A 17950-nucleotide genomic window follows, 5' to 3' on the forward strand; every position below is an offset into this window, starting at 1 on the left:
AAGGGATTAGCATGGCAAAGGAATCGCCAAAAATCAGTTTACTGCTTACCGGTGGTGGTGCGCGGGCAGCCTATCAAGTGGGAGTGCTCAAGGCCATTGCAGAGTGGTATCCTCGCGTTCATCACAGCCCATTCAGTATCTATTGCGGGACATCAGCTGGCGCTATCAATGCTATCTCTATCGCTAGTTACGCTTCGTGTTTCCGGCTTGGCGTAAAAAAACTCGAATGGATTTGGTCTCGACTTCATAGCCGTAAAATCTTTGCTACTAGCCCACTCGGAATGAGCGGCTATTTGGCCGGTCAATGGTATGCCCGTTTACAGTCATCGCACCACGAGCGCCCGCCTTTTGGCCTACTCAACAACCGACCGCTTCGTCAGCTACTCAATCAAGTCAATAATTACCAACGCTTGGAAAAACAAATTGTCGCAGGAAACTTGCACGGTATCGCCATTACCGCGTCCAGTTACAAAAGTGGCCAATCCGTCAGTTTTTTTCAGGGACAACCCACTGTTGCTGAATGGGATCTTGCCAAATCAAAAGGCCGACGTACCTTGCTCACCACCGATCATCTACTCGCCTCAGCAGCCATTCCCCTGGTCTTTCCTGCCACTCGTATAGGGCAAGCCTATTACGGCGATGGCTCGATTCACCAGCTAGCCCCCCTGCGACCATCACTGAAAATGGGTGCCGATAAGATACTGATCATCGACCTGATCAACCAAAAACAGGAAGAGACTGATTATACCCGAGCCCCAGGCTTAGCCGCCTTGGGGGGGCATTTAATGGACACCATTTTCAGCGACACGCTAGCTGCAGATTTAGAGAACCTGTCACGCACCAATTCTCTGCTCATGGACCTGCCCGCGAGTATCAGAAAAAAAAGAGAACTTCGACATATTGAGCATATTCATTTGTCTCCCAGCCAATCATTCGAACCTCTGGCCCAGCGTTATTACAACCACCTGCCACCAATGACCCGAGCTCTGATGCGGCTGACCGGGATCAGCCCTAAAGATGACTCATCCATTACCAGTTATATTCTTTTTGAGCCTGCTTATATCCAGGCACTGATCCAAATGGGCTATGAAGACACGCAAGAGAAAGAAGTAATCCTTCGCAAATTTTTAAATAAATCATTGCATTATTAATATATCTATTCACGGGCTATTGAAATGAATCAATAATTGCCTATAGTAAGCCTCTTCGCATTTTTTTGACGTTGATATGGATCCTATCCTCTGGAGCAACCTTCTTGCAGAACAAAATACCAAACCAAGAGCCAAGCCTCTTGGGGCTGATCAGCGGCTGCTGATCCTGAAAAAACTCCAAGGTAAGCTGGAACTCAATGTTTTATTTGAAGTTTTTTCCCGGGAAATCGAAAAACAAATTGATGTCAGTCGGTTAGTCTGGGAGCTTGATGATACCGCCATGCTCGTTCGACGTGGACCTGCGACAGATTATCGGCAGAGCTTTCTCTTACGGTTTAATAACAATGAGTTGGGACAGCTAAAATATCACACCCCTTATCCACTTGATAAAGATGAAGTCAACCTGCTCCACACCTACCATCGCTTATTTGCCGGCCCACTGACCAATGCCATTGAGTACCGCCGGGTTAAAAACATGGCACTGCGCGACTACCTTTCTGGCCTGAGTAATCGCAGTTGCTTTGAACAGGATATCAATCATGCGATAGCCATGAGTGAGCGCCGAAATGTCGGCTTGGTACTGGCGATGTTCGATCTGGATAATTTCAAACAGGTCAACGACCGTTTCGGGCATCCGGATGGGGATAAAGTCATCCGCCACTTTTCCCTACTGCTCAAAAAAGCCGTCAGAAACTCAGATCGTTGCTACCGCATTGGAGGAGATGAGTTTGCAGTGATATTACAACCTGCAACCGATCAATCCGCCCAGCACGTCATCAATCGCGTGCAACAACTTATGAGCAGCGATCATCTCTTACGCACCCTTAAAATTGGTTGTTCATGCGGTTTTTCTGAACACCAAAAAGGCGATACAACAGCCACATTGGTCGAGCGAGCTGACCGCCACCTCTATCAACACAAACGAAACAAGTAAATATAAATACGAGATCATGACGATACGAACACGATGTCATTTCTCTGATATTCCAGCCTCTGATATAGTATCCCTCAGTGAATAGACTCTGATCCCGCCAGCTACCATTGCATTCTTTCCCTATGGCCGCTGACGAAATCACTGTTTAAGTAAGGATAATCCATGAAAGTCTATGATTGCAGCGAGCTCACCCGCATGATGTATGCTCAAATTGGCGGTGGTGACCAAGGCTATATCCCTCAAGCAATTCACTGTGCGGTCAAAACGCTCGATGTCATTGCTGCAGATGAAACGTTGCCAAAAGACACCCGCGAGCGCGCCGCTTTTGCAGCCGCTAACCTGCTAATGAGCGATCACGAGGACGCATAATAATGAACTTAAATAATATTGAGAAGATGGATCCTGTAATGCTAATGAGCATCGTCAATATGAAGATCCGTGATGAGTTTGGTGATCTCGATAATCTAGTGAGATTTTATGAGATCGATAAGGCCGCACTCATCAGCAAGCTCGCCGACGCGGGATTTGATTATTTGCCAGAAGCGAAACAATTTCGCTGATATAGATGAAAACAAAAACGGAAGCCAAGTGGCTTCCGTTTTTTTATGCTTTTACTAGCCTTTAAATACGGGCAGCAAATTCGCCATCGCCAATAAATGGAAGGCCGCGGTTAGCACCCCAAATGCAATCACGATATTGATCGTGACATTGCCACCGGGTACCACAAAACCTTGTTGTACGGATTCTCTTTGACGCAGTTTTTTTGCCAATGTGGCAGGGATAATACATGCCCAAATCGTTGCGGCGGCACCCGCTAAACCAATTGCGGTCACAAAGCCAAACGGGGCAATCAATGAGAAGACCAACGGTGGTAAAAATGTCACCGTCCAAGTTTTGAGTCGCCCTGTACGCGTGTCTTCAAAACCAAAGAAATCTGCCAAGTAATCAAACACCCCTAGTCCAACCCCAATGAAAGAAGATATGACGGCGGCAATCGCGAAGATATTCAATGCTTGCTTAATGCTGGTCGAGTCAATCCCGTTAGTCAATGCAGACAACAAGGCATCTACACCGCCTCCGGCACTCACGACTGGGCCAAAGGCTTCGCGCGGTAAGTTACCAAAAATGCAGATCACCCAGACTAAATAGAAGGTAAGAGCAATAACAGTACCAGCTAAAATTGCTTTTTTCGCACGATACTCGTCCTGATAGTAATCACGCATGGTGCTCACCGAATGGTGATAACCAAAAGAGGTTAACGCCACCGGCAGCAGAGCAAATGCATAGGCCGAATACGGCGTATCTGTTTGACTTTCCGCAAATAAAGTCGGCACGCTGATCTGCGAGGCCAATCCTGAAATGCCTAGCACAAAACTGATGATCATAAACAAGATCAACACAATCGAAATACGGTCTACCGCACGGGTCGAGTGCAAGACAAACGCCGAGCAAAATGCAACAAACAAGACAGAAGCCAATTCACTGCTTACCCCTAATATGCCACTGAAAATATCACCTGATGTCGAAATGTAGGCATAAAGCAAAATTCCACCGACGAAATATAACGACAGATTATTAATGGCATTCACAGGCTTACTCAATACGTCTTTTGCCACCGTATTGAATGAGGCTTTAAATTTATAATGCTTCAATGCTTCTAGCAGTAACCAACCCGATAGCGTCATCATGATCATGGTGATAGAAATGGCAAGCATACTCCATAGCGTCCATGCACCCGCTCCAGCACTTGGTAATCCAAGCATGCCAGCTCCAACACAAACACTGGCGATAATGCACGCTCCTCCAAGTGTGGATGGTTTATTCATAACGACTCCTTGATGATATTGATGTTAGCGCCAATGTATCAGCGTGCTAGTACAATAATGTGTTCTGATAATTTAAGCAACAAAAGATAATCCACCTGAGTTAAAAACCACTAAGCAGAACAATAATTCATCAAAAATGATTAAGAGGAATAAAAAGCCGCGGCGAAATATCCGATAAAGGATCTCGCCGCGGCCATTAATCAGTGAGCCGGATCAAACCTTGATGTCGCGTAGTATTACTTCATTTGAGCAAAATAGGCTGCCACATTCGCTATATCAGTATCATTCAACATTGATGCCTGAGGCTGCATCACCATCGCCATTCCTCCCGTACGCTCCTTGTTCTTATACGCTTTCATGGCGTTAATCAGGTATTGCTCATTCTGACCTTTCAGATTCGGATAACCTGGGATCACAGCAATACCATCAACGCCGTGACAGGCAGCACACACCACCGCTTTTGCTTTGCCAGCAGCGGGATCAGCCGCAATAGCCGGCATAGATATCGCTGAAACTAACAGTGTAATGGCTAAAATATTTTTCATTGCATCCTCTTGTTTTTTATATTATCCATTAACAAAGCGTAACACATTCTCAACAATGATGAATATCAGTGGCCACTTTTTAATGTATCCAGTCAACAATATGACGCAACATACCTTATGATGAAGGCAACCACTGTAAGCCACACTCATCCCCGGCAAATTCAGCCACAACAAAGACCCCGGCGACCGCTGCCAGCTGCTCACCATAATAAAGAAGCGGCGTACGACGGCGATTCCAGCTTGGCACGCCATATTCCTGAAACAGTTTCTTCAACTTTCGTTTTCCGGCCCGACCAAGTGGGCACACTTCCAGTCCGGCGGGTTCAAATCGTATAGAGACCGCTTCATCATGCCGGGGCATACGTAAACAGCCTTCTGTTACAGGTACAAGCGATAACCACCCAAGCTTTTGTGGTAACAAGCAGGGGCTACCAAGCTGACAGTCAAGTACGGTATCCGATATATCAGGCCATTGCTCCATCAAGTACAGCCGCTGCTGAAAACGTCGCAATTCAAAACGACTCCAACATACTTTTGGATTCGCATCCGGTTTTGCCTGTACGACCGTCTGCCAAATCTGCGCCATCTGAGCATACGACGGCATCAGTGCCCCCTGCTGTGATAGCCACTGTCGGATCAATGCTTTGCCTTGCCGTTCACTGCCCAGACTGTCAATACATAAACTGCGATCAGGGTGTAAGGCGGCAGCTAACTTATCAGCCAGCAATTCCTGAAGCAGACTTTCCTGCTCGGCACATAATGTGGCACTACGGGCAACCGCTTTACGGATCCCCGGCCAGCGAGCCGTCATCAGCGGGGTGATCTGATGGCGAAGAAAATTTCGATCATAGCGTTCATCACGGTTGCTCTCATCTTCGACCCATTCAAGCTGATGGGCTGTCGCATAGGCTTCGATATCAGCACGCGATACATCCAACAATGGCCGTATATGCCAACCAGCAGCGAATGCCGTACACTTGGGCATCGCGGATAACCCTGCTGGACCGCTACCTCGCTTAAGCGCTAGCAGTAGTGTCTCAAACTGATCATCGGCATGCTGTGCCGTAAGCAAAATATCACTGGGTTGCAGGTGCTTTGCCAGCATCTGATAACGTGCCTCGCGCGCCTGCTGTTCAACACTCAGTCGGCTGCCTAGGGTAAGATCAACAGACTCAACACTGCAGTCAATCCCCTCCTCTTTGGCCCACTGTACACACTGCTGCGCCCAACTATCAGCATGCGGACTCAAACCATGATGGACGTGAACAGCATGGCAGGATAGCGCAGGGTTTAGCTGCATATAGCGTCCCATTAGATGCAATAATACCCGCGAGTCCATTCCCCCACTGAGCGCAAGCACAATGCGGTTTGATGTTGCCGGTGAGGTCTGAAGGCTGGCTTTCAACTTAGCGTAAAGCATTGAGGTCAAATCCGAAAAAAGTACAGAGGAAAGTATATCAGAGGTGAGCGCGCAAAAAAAAAGGCCAACCGAAGGCTGACCCATTTCAATGTGTGCGTTGTCAGTACGAGATACTGACTTAGCAGTAACCGTAATTCATCAGACGCTGATAACGGCGCTCAAGTAATGTTTCAGTATCAAGCTGATCCAACTCTTCCAACGTCGCTAGAATTTGTTTTTTCAATGACTCAGCGATAGCAGGCACATTACGGTGTGCACCACCAAGCGGTTCATCAATGATATTATCAATCAGCTCTAGCTCTTTCAGGCGATTAGCCGTCATCCCCATGGCTTCCGCTGCTTGCGGCGCCTTGTTAGCATCACGCCACAAGATTGACGCGCAGCCTTCTGGTGAAATCACCGCATAGGTCGAGTACTGGAGCATATTGACACAATCGCCAACACCAATCGCCAGTGCACCACCTGAACCGCCTTCACCAACCACGTTACAAATAACCGGCACTGTCAGGCCTGACATCATTTTCAGGTTAGTCGCAATCGCTTCTGACTGGCCGCGCTCTTCCGCACCAACACCAGGATAAGCACCCGCCGTATCGATAAAAGTAATGATTGGCATCTTAAAACGCTCAGCCATTTTCATCAGGCGTAGCGCTTTACGGTATCCCTCTGGCTTTGGCATACCAAAGTTACGCAATACTTTCTCTTTAGTCTCACGGCCTTTCTGGTGACCAATCACCATTACCGGACGACCGTCAAGGCGAGCAATGCCCCCGACTAATGCCTTGTCATCAGCAAACGCACGATCACCCGCCAGTTCGTCAAACTCAGTAAACATGTGCTCAACATAATCAAAGGTATACGGACGCTGTGGATGACGCGCCAACTGGGCAACTTGCCAGGCACCCAGATCACCAAAGATTTTCTTGGTCAACTCCAGGCTCTTCTTTTCAAGCTGCTCAATTTCTTTCTCTAAATCAACCGACGCTGAACCATCGCGACGTGAAACGTCGCGCAATGCTTCAATTTTAGCTTCCAGTTCCGCTATCGGCTGTTCAAACTCAAGGAAGTTCAGGCTCATACCACTTCAATCCTTTTGCTCATCATTATTCACTTATTAAATAACTATGGGCTAATTTAATTAAACTCAAGCTCGACTTGCTTATCACCCAGCAATATTTTGAGATCAGTAATGAGCTGATCTGCTGGGGTGACACGCCATTCTGTCCCCAAGGTCAGTTTGGCGCGGGCATTCGAGCACTGATAATAGACATTGACAGGTACGGTACCTGCCCGGTGTGGTTCCAGCACTTTGCTGAAACGCTCAAAAAACTGTTGATCAATTTGCCTTTCAGTGACCGAGATAGCAAGCCCCCGTAGGTGCTTTTCTCGGGCATCTGAGATATCGAGGACTTCTCTGGCAGACATTTTAAGGCCACCATTGAAATCATCAAAGCTGACCTGTCCTGAAACAACCAAGATTCTATCTTTTTCAAGCAGATCCAGATAACGATCAAGTGCCTCAGTGTACAGCATCACCTCCATCCGTCCAGAGCGATCATCCAATGTCAGCAGACCAATTCGTGTTCCACGCTTGGTGGTCATCACTCTCGCGGCGATCACCAATCCGGCCACTGACACCACCTTATCACGTCCCGTCGGATGCGCATCCTTCAGGCGCCAGGTCGTATAGTGCTTGAGCTCCGGAATATAGGCGTTGATCGGGTGGCCAGTTAGATACAAACCGAGCGTTTCACGCTCCCCTTCCAACCACACTTTCTCTGGCCATTCTGGAATATTGGCATAAGCATGCTCAACTTCTTCCGGTGCGGCAGTTAATACACCAAACATATCCGCTTGCCCAAAAGCTTCTGCTTGATGATGTTGACTAGCGGCACGAATGGCTTCATCCAAAGAGGCCATCATTGCGGCGCGGTTAGGGCCAAGACGATCCATTGCCCCTGACTTGATCAGCTTTTCCAGTACCCGCTTATTGACTTTCTTGGTATCAATACGGGCACAGAAATCAAACAGGTCCTTAAAATGGCCGCCCTTTTCTCGCGCTGAAATGATATTTTCAATCGGGCCTTCACCCACCCCTTTCACCGCGCCTATGCCATACACGATAGCGCCGCTATCATCGACATTAAACCGGTATAAACCCTTGTTAACATCGGGTGGCAGCAGTTTGATTTGCATCCGCAGACACTCATCAACCAAACCGATGATCTTGTCGGTATTATCCATATCTGCGGTCATTACCGCGGCCATGAATTCTGCCGGGTAATGGGCTTTTAACCATAACGTTTGATAAGACACAAGAGCATAGGCGGCAGAGTGCGATTTGTTAAAACCATAACCGGCAAATTTCTCAACCAAGTCGAAGATTTTCATCGCCAACTCGCCATCAACACCGTTATTTATCGCACCGTTTTCGAAGGTGGCACGTTGCTTGGCCATCTCTTCCGGCTTTTTCTTACCCATTGCACGGCGCAGCATATCCGCCCCACCCAAGGTGTAGCCTGATAGCACCTGTGCTATCTGCATAACCTGTTCCTGATACAGGATAATGCCGTAGGTCGGATCCAGAATTTCTTTTAATGATTCATGTTGCCAGGTCGCATCGGGATAAGATATCTCCTCTCGACCATGCTTACGGTCGATAAAGTTATCTACCATGCCTGACTGTAGCGGCCCAGGACGGAACAGAGCCACAAGGGCGATCATATCTTCAAAGCAGTCGGGCTGAAGGCGCTTGATCAGATCTTTCATCCCGCGCGATTCGAGCTGGAAAACAGCGGTCGATTCAGAACGCTGCAACATCGCAAACGATTTAGCATCCGCCATCGGAATGGCAGCAATATTAACCGGAGCTTTCCCTTCAGCTTCTAAGCGGGGATTGATCATCCCTAATGCCCAGTCAATGATGGTCAGGGTACGCAGCCCCAAAAAGTCAAACTTCACCAGACCGGCGGTTTCAACATCATTCTTATCAAACTGGGTGACCGGGTTACCCCCTTCGGCATCACAGTATAACGGGGAAAAGTCGGTAATAGCGGTGGGTGATATCACCACGCCCCCCGCATGCTTACCCGCGTTACGAGTAACGCCTTCCAAGATCCGACACATATCGATCAGATCTTTAACCTCCTCATCAGCCTCATAGACTTGCGGTAACTGAGGTTCAGCTTCAAACGCCTTCGCCAGCGTCATCCCAGGCTCGGCGGGAATCAACTTTGACAGACGATCCACAAAACCGTATGGATGCCCCAATACCCGACCAACATCACGAATAACCGCTTTGGCTGCCATGGTACCAAAGGTAATGATCTGAGATACCGCATCACGACCATACATTTCAGCTACGTGATCGATAACCAGATCACGCTTATCCATACAGAAGTCGATATCAAAATCGGGCATGGATACACGTTCCGGGTTAAGGAAACGTTCAAACAGCAAGTCAAATTCCAGTGGGTCCAAATCAGTTATATCAAGCGCATAGGCTACCAGCGAACCAGCACCTGAGCCTCGACCTGGCCCGACGGGTACACCATTGTCTTTCGACCACTGGATAAATTCCATCACAATCAAGAAGTAACCAGGAAAGCCCATCTGGTTAATCACTTTCAGCTCGATATCCAGACGTTCATCGTATTCAGGCCGACGTTTTAGGCGCTCGTCTTCATCTGGAAATAAGAAGGCTAATCGACGTTCAAGACCCTCTTTAGACGCGTTAACCAAGAAATCTTCAATCGACATATCGCCAGTCGGGAAATTCGGCAAAAAGTATTCGCCAAGGCGTACAGTGACATTACACCGCTTCGCAATCTCAACACTGTTTTCCAGCGCTTCAGGAATATCGGCAAATAATGCACACATTTCCTCTTCGCTACGCAAGTATTGCTGGCTGCTGTAAAGCTTAGGCCGGTTTGGATCGACCATGGTATAACCATCATGGATAGCCACCCGAATTTCATGAGCATCGAACTGATCGGCAGTCAAAAAGCGCACATCATTGGTGGCAACAACAGGCAGATCCGCCTGGTCAGCCAATTCAACCGCAAAATGCAAATAGGCGTCTTCATCCGGACGGCCAGTACGAACCAACTCGAGATAATAGCTATCAGGGAAATGAGTCTGATAAAACTCAACACATTTATCAACCAGCTGCTGATTACCCTTAAGCAGCGCCTTACCGACATCGCCGCTTTTCCCTCCGGAAAGCAGGATCAACCCTTTTGAATGTTCAATCAGCCACTCTTTGTCCATCACCGGCTGGTGCTGAACATGACCTCGCTGATAAGCTTTAGAGATCAGCATGGTCAAGTTATGGTAGCCATCGTTATCGGCTGCCAGCACCGTCAGATCATACAGCTCTTCCCCCATCTCATCGGACTGCACTTTGAAATCAGCCCCAATAATGGGCTTCATGCCTGCGCCATGGGCGGCAAAGTAAAATTTCACCAGACCGCAAAGGTTGGTAAAGTCGGTCAATGCCATGGCGGGCATCCCCATCCCGGCAACGGTTTTAACCAGTGGCGGGACCTTAGAGAGGCCGTCGACCATAGAGAAGTCACTGTGGACATGAAGATGAATAAAACGAGGTTCTGCCATGACTAACCAGAATTGAGATGTTGCAAAACAAGGGGGATGATTATAGCCCAAAGCGCATCGGCTGTTGACCTTAATCGCCAAGATTCGGCGGCTCTAATACACGATTGGTGCAAGAAACCGCCAGTCAAAAAGAACGGGGAGACGTCGCGCTCTATTATTCTAAACCAAGCACACGTTTCACTGGCTTGAAGCTCTTGCGGTGTTGTTCGATGGCGCCATGTTCAGCCAGTGCATCAAAATGGGCTTTAGTTGGGTAGCCTTTGTGCTTAGCAAAACCGTATTGAGGGAATTGCGCATCCAAGACTTCCATTTCCTGATCCCGTGTCACTTTAGCGAGAATAGAAGCGGCACTGATCTCGGCTACACGCAAGTCTCCTTTAACCACCGCTTGAGCGGCCATTGGCAGTTCAGGCACTTTGTTACCGTCGATGAGTACAAAGTCAGGTTGAATAGCCAGACCAGCAACAGCACGCTGCATCGCAACCATGGTTGCTTGTAGGATATTCAGCTGGTCAATTTCTTCAGCTTCACAACGGCCTAATGACCACGCCAGCGCCTTCTCTTTAATCTCATCAAACAGTAAGTTACGCTTTTTCTCGCTAAGTTTTTTTGAGTCGGTCAGGCCTTCTATCGGGTTATTCGGGTCTAAAATCACCGCCGCCGTCACCACAGCGCCCACCAACGGGCCTCGACCCACTTCATCAACCCCAGCAATGCGTTCTGCAACTGGGTACTCAAACGGTTCAAATTCAATAGCCATATTACTTATCTATTAACTTACTTATCGATCAAGGCTAGCACGGCATTGGCAGCCTTGTGGTCAGCGTCACATTTGATCAGCTGATGCAAACGGGTAAACTCAGTCATCAATGCCTGATTCTCGGCTTTGTGATCCTCACAGAGGAAACGATTAACCTCTGCGGCCAGTTTCTCCGGTGTGCAATCATCTTGCAGTAACTCAGGGACCAACTCTCGATCAGCCAAAATATTGGCTAATGAAACATATTTGGTTTTGAGCATTTTCTTGGCCAGCCAAGCAGTCAATGGCTTCACCTTGTAACCCACCACCATAGGCCGCTTCACCAGCATACACTCCAACGCAACCGTGCCTGATGCCAGTAAGACCACATCTGAAGCGGTCATAACATTACGGGCGGTATCATCCACCAGAACAAAATCAAGCTCCGGTGCCGTTACTTGCCACGCCAGCTCAAATTGCGCTCGACGCTTCTGGTTAACCAGCGCCACCACAAAGCCTAAATCTGGGTGTTGCTGCTTGAGCAGCTTACAGGTTTCAATAAACGGCGGTGCCAGTAGCTCCATCTCGCCGCCTCGACTACCCGGCAGTACCGCTAACCAACGCTGAGAGGGATCAAGCCCCAATAACTGCTGCGCGGCCAGTTGATCGGTTTCAAGCGGAATGGCATCGGCCATCGTGTGGCCAATAAACTCACACGGCACATTGAATTTATCGTAAAACGCTTTTTCAAACGGTAGAAACGCCAACACCAAGTTAGTCGCCGCTTCAATTTTAAAAATACGCTTCTGACGCCAAGCCCATACTGACGGGCTGACGTAATGCACGGTTTTGATCCCCGCATCCTTGAGGCTACGCTCAAGGCGGAGATTAAAATCGGGTGCATCAATACCGACAAAGACATCCGGCGGGTTGTCAGTGAAATACTTGACTAGCTCCGCCTTTACTTTAAACAGGCGAGGCAAACGACCAAGGACCTCAACAATCCCCATCACCGCCAGCTCTTCCATATCAAACAGCGTTTCACACCCCTCAGCCTGCATACGCGGACCGGCTATGCCAACAAACTCAGCATCCGGGTACTGCTTTCTGACGGCTTGCATAAAGCCGGCACCTAAAATATCGCCGGAGATTTCCCCGGCGACAATTCCTATTCGAAGTGGCTTCGTCATATTAGCGAATAATACCGCGCTCTGAGTTGTTAATGGCATCCAGTAATAAACCGACCGATGGCCATTCTTCTGCCATTTCAGCCAAGATTGGCTTCACTTCAGCCAGAGTTTTACCAGAACGATACAGTTCTTTATAGGCTCGACGCAGGGCGTGCAACTCTGGCTTTTCAAAGCCATTACGCTGCAATCCCACCAAGTTCAGGCCGAATGGCGAAGCATGGTTACCTTGAGCCAACACGTACGGTGGTACATCCTGCACAACCGCAGAACAACCACCGATGTAACTGTAAGCACCGACGGTACAGAAGGGGTGAATAGCGGATAGTGCCATAACGCCAGCATAATCACCTACCGTAACATGACCACCAAGAATCGAGTTATTGCCGATGTGGGTATGGTTACCGACGGTAACATCATGAGCAATATGGGCATTCACACACAGTAGGTTATCGTTACCGACAATGGTCACACCTTTGTCTTGTGTTGTACCACGGTGGATCTGAACGCTTTCGCGGATCACATTGCGATCACCAATCTCTAATCGAGTCGGCTCACCACCGTATTTTTTGTCTTGGCATTCTTCGCCAACAATCGCAAATGAGAAAATACGATTCTCGTTACCGATCTTGGTCGGACCTTTGATCACAACATGCGACATGATCTCGTTACCGTCACCGATCTCAACATCTTTAGCGATATAGGTAAACGGTCCCACCGTGGTGTTAGCACCAATGGTTACGCCATCCTCAATCACCGCTGATGGATGAATTTGTGCTGTTTCGTGAATCATTAGAATTCTCGTCTTGCGCATTTTAGTTCAGCGGAGCAAACAACTTGATCATCCACTTTTGCCACCCCGTTAAACATCGCAATACCACGACGTTCTTTGAGGAATTCAACTTCAATGATCATCTGATCGCCCGGTACGACAGGCTTACGGAATTTGGCATTATCAATGCTAGCAAAGTAATACAGTTCATTTTCAGCTGGCGCGCCAAAGGTTTTAAATGCTAACAGGCCAGTCGCCTGAGCCATAGCTTCCAGGATCAATACACCCGGAAAAATCGGCATTTGAGGGAAATGACCAGTAAACTGAGGTTCATTCACAGAGACATTTTTAATCGCCGTTAGGGTTTTACCTTCTTCGTAATGCGTCACACGATCAATCAATAAGAACGGGAAACGATGTGGAAGAAGCTCTCGAATTTCTGTGATATTCAGCGTTTTATTTTCGCTAGTCAAAACTGAATTCCTGTTAGTCAATGTATAAATAATAGTGTGCAGTTGAAACGCAAAGCGGCCTACATACTGTAGGCCTACTTAATTATCCTGTTGGCTAGGCGCTACTCGCCCTTGTTCGCCACTTTTTTTTCAACGGCTTTGAGACGTTTATTCATCTCATCAATTTTCATAGTACGTGCCGCCGTTTTACGCCATTCTTTATTCGGCTGCAGCGGGATACCCGATGAGTACATCCCTTTTTCTTCAATACTGCGCATCACCATGCCCATTCCGGTAATGGTAACACCATCGGCGATCTCAATGTGACCATTCAGTACTGATGCGCCACCAATAATACAGTATTTACCAATTTTGGTGCTGCCGGCAACGATAGTACCACCCGCCATCGCACTACCATATCCGATCTGCACGTTATGGGCGATCTGCATTTGGTTATCGATGATGACATTATCTTCAATGATAGTGTCATCCAGCGCACCACGGTCAATGGTGGTACAGGCACCAATCTCAACACGATTGCCGATACGAACAGTGCCCAGCTGAGGAATTTTGACCCATTCGCCTTTATCGTTAGCATAACCGAAACCATCGGCACCAATTACCGTATTAGCCTGAACTAAGCATTGCTCGCCTAACACAACACGGTGGTAGATCGTCACATTAGCCCATAACTTGGTGCCAGCACCGATTAATGCATTTTTACCGATGAAACAGCCTGCGCCAATCTGTACATTGTCTCCAATGCGAGCGCCCGCTTCAATCACGGCATGATGACCAATCGCTACATTAGCGCCGATCTCTGCCGTTGGGTCAATGTAAGCCGATCCTGCAATATTGGTAGCCGCTACCGGGGTTGTATCCAGCAGCTGGGCAACTAATGCATAGCTTAAGTATGGGTCTTTAACGACCAATGCATTGCCTTGGTAATAGTCTGCATCTGCTTCACGTAACATCACTGCTGATGCCTTGCATTCTGCAAGCAGCTTGCGGTATTTACTGTCAGACAGGAATGTGATCTGCCCATTTTCCGCTTTGCCCATGCCGGCAAGAGAATGTACTTCAACAGAACCTTCACCGCGAAGTTCTGCGCCTAGTTTGTCTGCTAGTTCAGCAAGAGTAATTGCAGCCATTATTAACCTTTATTTATCGTTTTCTGTTGGTGCTACCTACACCTACCAACTGGTAATTCTATCCATAATAACCAGAATCTCATTCCACTTGGTAAGACCAGTATGCCAATACAAAACAAGTCGAAAGTATGAAGTTTACCAAAGTAATCCCCATCCTTTCGACTTCTGTTTTACGTTTTGCCATTATCTGAGATAAAAAGCAGAGCGTTACTTAACCGCAGCAATCACTTTTTTAGACAGATCATCTTTCGGATTAGCATACAGTACCGCATTGGCATCAACCACAAGATCATAGCCTTCACGCTTAGCGACATCTTGGATGGCAGTACGAATTTTTTTCACCAGCTTCTGCTCTTCTTCTGCACCACGACGGCGCTGATCTTCCTGCAGGGCTTTCGCCTTCAATTTATAATCTGATTCCAAGGCTGCCATTTCACGTTGCAATTTGGTGCGATCACTGGCGCTCATCAGATCGCCATCACGCTTCATCTTGTCAACTTTGGTCTTCATGCTGTTTTCAATGCTACGCAGTTCGTCAATACGATCTTTAAACTCACTACGCAGTTTCTCAGATACATTGTAACGCTGCGCCAATTGCCCCATGGCTTGGCCTGTCGCCACATAACCCACTTTTTGTGTTGCCTCTGCGGCCTGGGCGTACATCGACGAAGAAAGAATCACCAGGCTCAGACCAGCTGCTTTAATCCACTGTTTCAAAAAGTATCTCCTTAAAAAAATTAGAATGTTCGACCAATGGTGAAGGTAAAGAACTCTTCATCATCACCTTCGTATTTCTTGATTGGCTTAGCAATCGAGAATACAAGCGGCCCCATTGGTGACATCCACTGTAACGCAGCACCATAAGACGCACGAATCATTGAAGGATCAGAATAGTCATGAAGATACTTGCCATCGCTGTTCTTCAGATCATATTCCGTATCCCACACCGTACCAGCATCAACAAACACACTGGTTCGAATTTGGTTACTCACTTCTTCCGACACAAACGGCGTAGGGACAATCAGCTCAACACTACCCAAGACCGTCGCATTACCCCCGGCAGCATCATCGGTGCCAATAAGCTCAGGGTTGTTACCGCCATTGGTATAGTCCAAATACACTGCTTTAGGGCCTACGGTATTCGAACGGAAACCACGCAGTGTCGAAAAACCACCGGCATAATAGTTCTCATAGAACGGTAATAGCTGATCACTGCCATTATCTGTCTTACCGTAACCGTTGCCATAGCCTAATCGACCACGCAATAGTAGGCTGAAATCATGATCTTCCGTTAATGGGAAATACTGACGGACATCATACTGAGCCTTGAAGAATTGCGCATCAGAGCCAGGAACTGTCATCCGGAAGGTGGCACGTTGGTGATTACCGGCCGTCGGGAAATAACCACGGTTAAGGTTATTTCGCGTCCAGGAAATCGACCAATTCACATCATCCAGTTCTATCGCATTATCGCCACGGTTAAAGCCATGAATCGACTTAAACTTCTCGATCTGATAGTACTCTTGAGTATTAGAGATCTTGTTGTGATCATAACCCAGACCAAACTCAAGGAAGTTCATTTCATTAAACGGGAAGCCCCACGTCAGGCTGGCACCGTAACTCTGGTTAGTATAGTCCGAGATGTTGGCGTCAGACGCTTCAAACTCGTTATAGTATACCTTGCCACCCAAACTGATCCCATCAAGGGTAAAGTAAGGGTCACGGTATTCCAAGCTCACATTTTTCTGGTAATCATTAACCATGGCATTGATACCAAAGCGGTTACCGGTTCCCAAAAAGTTATCCTGCTGAATACCGGCCTGGAAGCTGATCCCTGATTCCGTACCATAGCCGACGCCAAAGTTAATATTACCTGCGTTGGCTTCTTTCACCGTGTATTTGAGATCCACTTCATCATCGGTGCCCGGTACACGGACCGTTTGTACATCAACGGTTTCGAAAAATCCGGTTTGGTTCAGACGTGTTTTGCCACGCTCAACCATTTGTGAGTTCAACCAACTGCCTTCCATTTGGCGCATTTCACGTCGCAGTACTTCATCTTTGGTTGAGGTATTGCCAGAGAAAGCAATGTTGCGAACATAAATTCGCTTACCCGGCTGAACATTCACAATCAAGGTGACTTGCTGATTATCATCGTCAAAGTCAGGAATGGTATTCACCTCTGGATAGGCGTAACCACGCTCTCCCAGCTTGCGCTTGATGGCTTCTTCCAGTGCGGTCACTTCTGCACCGTTATAGACATCACCCGCACCAATGGTGACTAATGATTCTAGCTCTGGCTCTTGACCCAATAAATCGCCACGCAACTGAACGTTACTGACTTTATATTGCTTACCTTCATTCACCTTCAGGGTAATATATACCCCTTTCTTATCCGGTGAGATGGCTACTTGGGTCGCGTCGAGGCGGTATTTCAGGTAACCGTTATTCAGATACAAAGAACGTAGCGTTTCTAAATCTCCTGCCAGCACCTGCTTCTGATATTTCTTGTCAGCTAAGAAATTCCACCAGGCAACATCTGCCTGCAAATTAAATTTGTTTCTCAGCTCTTCATCGGTAAACACTTCATTACCAATAAAGTTGATCTGCTGTATTTCCGCCGAGCCACCTTCGGTAAAGACAAATTTCAGATCGGCACGATTACGCGGTAACGGGGTGATAACCGCCTGTACCGATGCGTTATATTTGCCGACACTGTAATAGAAGTCTTCCAACCCTTTTTCAATTTTACTCAGGGTGGTGCGATCTAAAGATTCTCCTACGCGGATCCGCGAGGCATCGAGATTTTCCTTGAGCTGCTCTTCCTTGATGGCCTTGTTACCAGAGAAGGTAATACTCGCAATCGTTGGGCGCTCTTGCACTGCAACCAACAGTGCATTACCGTCACGATACACCTTGACGTCCTCAAAGTTGCCAGAAGCAAAAAGCGACTGGATCACTTCAGAGACATCGCGATCATCAATACTGTCGCCAACCCTGACCGGCATTTTTAACAATGCCGCACCGCGAGTGACACGTTGAAGGCCTTCGAAGCGGATATCGTCAACTACAAATTGATCCGCACTATGCGCAACACTACTGCCAAACAATAGTGATGCAACCAACAGTTTTTTCATCGCCATTACTGTTCTGATTATT

The 17950-nt window shown here is 47.7% G+C and carries 16 protein-coding genes; 4 read left to right on the forward strand and 12 right to left on the reverse strand.

Annotated elements, in window-relative coordinates:
* Positions 1-11: 11 nt before the first annotated feature.
* The 4 genes from L4D12_RS15125 (at position 12) to L4D12_RS15140 (ending at position 2645) form a co-directional block, all read left to right on the forward strand.
* Positions 12-1151 carry a patatin-like phospholipase family protein gene (locus tag L4D12_RS15125; RefSeq protein ID WP_428448680.1) on the forward strand — a complete coding sequence of 380 codons (1140 nt, stop codon included), beginning with the start codon at positions 12-14 and terminating at the stop codon, positions 1149-1151.
* A 76-nt stretch (positions 1152-1227) separates the two neighbouring features.
* Positions 1228-2085: a GGDEF domain-containing protein gene (locus L4D12_RS15130; RefSeq protein ID WP_428448681.1), complete on the forward strand. Its 858-nt coding sequence runs from the start codon at positions 1228-1230 to the stop codon at positions 2083-2085.
* 162 nt (positions 2086-2247) lie between these two features.
* Positions 2248-2454 (forward strand): YaeP family protein, encoded by a 207-nt coding sequence (locus L4D12_RS15135; RefSeq protein WP_428448682.1) that lies wholly within the window; start codon positions 2248-2250, stop codon positions 2452-2454.
* A gap of 2 nt (positions 2455-2456) precedes the next feature.
* Positions 2457-2645 carry a DUF4250 domain-containing protein gene (locus tag L4D12_RS15140; protein ID WP_428448683.1) on the forward strand — a complete coding sequence of 63 codons (189 nt, stop codon included), beginning with the start codon at positions 2457-2459 and terminating at the stop codon, positions 2643-2645.
* Positions 2646-2699: 54 nt separating this feature from the next.
* Here L4D12_RS15140 and L4D12_RS15145 read toward each other — a convergent pair whose 3' ends face one another.
* The 12 genes from L4D12_RS15145 to bamA all read right to left on the reverse strand — a co-directional run bounded on the left by L4D12_RS15145 (position 2700) and on the right by bamA (position 17934).
* Positions 2700-3911: an aromatic amino acid transporter gene (locus L4D12_RS15145; protein ID WP_428448684.1), complete on the reverse strand. Its 1212-nt coding sequence runs from the start codon at positions 3909-3911 to the stop codon at positions 2700-2702.
* Between the two features lie 236 nt (positions 3912-4147).
* Complete coding sequence (locus L4D12_RS15150) at positions 4148-4456, reverse strand: c-type cytochrome (protein WP_428448685.1); 309 nt, start codon at positions 4454-4456, stop codon at positions 4148-4150.
* Positions 4457-4571: 115 nt separating this feature from the next.
* Complete coding sequence (gene tilS / locus L4D12_RS15155) at positions 4572-5876, reverse strand: tRNA lysidine(34) synthetase TilS (protein WP_428448686.1); 1305 nt, start codon at positions 5874-5876, stop codon at positions 4572-4574.
* A gap of 118 nt (positions 5877-5994) precedes the next feature.
* Positions 5995-6954, reverse strand: coding sequence for an acetyl-CoA carboxylase carboxyl transferase subunit alpha (accA, locus tag L4D12_RS15160; RefSeq protein WP_428448687.1), 960 nt, complete (start codon positions 6952-6954; stop codon positions 5995-5997).
* A 56-nt stretch (positions 6955-7010) separates the two neighbouring features.
* Positions 7011-10490 (reverse strand): DNA polymerase III subunit alpha, encoded by a 3480-nt coding sequence (gene dnaE, locus L4D12_RS15165; protein ID WP_428448688.1) that lies wholly within the window; start codon positions 10488-10490, stop codon positions 7011-7013.
* 154 nt (positions 10491-10644) lie between these two features.
* Positions 10645-11250, reverse strand: coding sequence for a ribonuclease HII (gene rnhB / locus L4D12_RS15170; protein ID WP_428448689.1), 606 nt, complete (start codon positions 11248-11250; stop codon positions 10645-10647).
* A 17-nt stretch (positions 11251-11267) separates the two neighbouring features.
* Positions 11268-12419 (reverse strand): lipid-A-disaccharide synthase, encoded by a 1152-nt coding sequence (gene lpxB, locus L4D12_RS15175; RefSeq protein WP_428448690.1) that lies wholly within the window; start codon positions 12417-12419, stop codon positions 11268-11270.
* Position 12420: 1 nt separating this feature from the next.
* The gene (gene lpxA, locus L4D12_RS15180) at positions 12421-13209 is read right to left on the reverse strand and encodes an acyl-ACP--UDP-N-acetylglucosamine O-acyltransferase (RefSeq protein WP_428448691.1); all 789 of its coding nucleotides are present in this window, start codon (positions 13207-13209) and stop codon (positions 12421-12423) included.
* A complete protein-coding gene (fabZ, locus tag L4D12_RS15185; protein WP_428448692.1) occupies positions 13209-13661 on the reverse strand; it encodes a 3-hydroxyacyl-ACP dehydratase FabZ in 453 nt (150 codons plus the stop codon). The genes lpxA and fabZ overlap by 1 nt, the downstream gene beginning before the upstream one ends.
* 101 nt (positions 13662-13762) lie before the next feature.
* Positions 13763-14791: a UDP-3-O-(3-hydroxymyristoyl)glucosamine N-acyltransferase gene (gene lpxD / locus L4D12_RS15190; RefSeq protein ID WP_428448693.1), complete on the reverse strand. Its 1029-nt coding sequence runs from the start codon at positions 14789-14791 to the stop codon at positions 13763-13765.
* 207 nt (positions 14792-14998) lie between these two features.
* The gene (locus L4D12_RS15195) at positions 14999-15508 is read right to left on the reverse strand and encodes an OmpH family outer membrane protein (protein WP_428448694.1); all 510 of its coding nucleotides are present in this window, start codon (positions 15506-15508) and stop codon (positions 14999-15001) included.
* A 20-nt stretch (positions 15509-15528) separates the two neighbouring features.
* Entirely contained in the window at positions 15529-17934 is a 2406-nt protein-coding gene (gene bamA, locus L4D12_RS15200; protein WP_428448695.1) for an outer membrane protein assembly factor BamA, read from the reverse strand.
* Positions 17935-17950 lie beyond the last annotated feature (16 nt).

The organism is Photobacterium nomapromontoriensis (genome assembly GCF_050336815.1).
GTDB lineage: Bacteria > Pseudomonadota > Gammaproteobacteria > Enterobacterales > Vibrionaceae > Photobacterium > Photobacterium nomapromontoriensis.

Bases quoted from the DNA above. Each gene is read 5' to 3' on its own strand.
- accA (WP_428448687.1), bottom strand. From the start codon at position 6,954: ATGAGCCTGAACTTCCTTGAGTTTGAACAGCCGATAGCGGAACTGGAA.
- L4D12_RS15140 (WP_428448683.1), top strand. From the start codon at position 2,457: ATGAACTTAAATAATATTGAGAAGATGGATCCTGTAATGCTAATGAGC.
- tilS (WP_428448686.1), bottom strand. From the start codon at position 5,876: ATGCTTTACGCTAAGTTGAAAGCCAGCCTTCAGACCTCACCGGCAACA.
- dnaE (WP_428448688.1), bottom strand. From the start codon at position 10,490: ATGGCAGAACCTCGTTTTATTCATCTTCATGTCCACAGTGACTTCTCT.
- L4D12_RS15145 (WP_428448684.1), bottom strand. From the start codon at position 3,911: ATGAATAAACCATCCACACTTGGAGGAGCGTGCATTATCGCCAGTGTT.
- lpxA (WP_428448691.1), bottom strand. From the start codon at position 13,209: ATGATTCACGAAACAGCACAAATTCATCCATCAGCGGTGATTGAGGAT.
- lpxB (WP_428448690.1), bottom strand. From the start codon at position 12,419: ATGACGAAGCCACTTCGAATAGGAATTGTCGCCGGGGAAATCTCCGGC.
- lpxD (WP_428448693.1), bottom strand. From the start codon at position 14,791: ATGGCTGCAATTACTCTTGCTGAACTAGCAGACAAACTAGGCGCAGAA.
- bamA (WP_428448695.1), bottom strand. From the start codon at position 17,934: ATGGCGATGAAAAAACTGTTGGTTGCATCACTATTGTTTGGCAGTAGT.
- L4D12_RS15135 (WP_428448682.1), top strand. From the start codon at position 2,248: ATGAAAGTCTATGATTGCAGCGAGCTCACCCGCATGATGTATGCTCAA.
- L4D12_RS15130 (WP_428448681.1), top strand. From the start codon at position 1,228: ATGGATCCTATCCTCTGGAGCAACCTTCTTGCAGAACAAAATACCAAA.
- rnhB (WP_428448689.1), bottom strand. From the start codon at position 11,250: ATGGCTATTGAATTTGAACCGTTTGAGTACCCAGTTGCAGAACGCATT.
- L4D12_RS15150 (WP_428448685.1), bottom strand. From the start codon at position 4,456: ATGAAAAATATTTTAGCCATTACACTGTTAGTTTCAGCGATATCTATG.
- L4D12_RS15125 (WP_428448680.1), top strand. From the start codon at position 12: ATGGCAAAGGAATCGCCAAAAATCAGTTTACTGCTTACCGGTGGTGGT.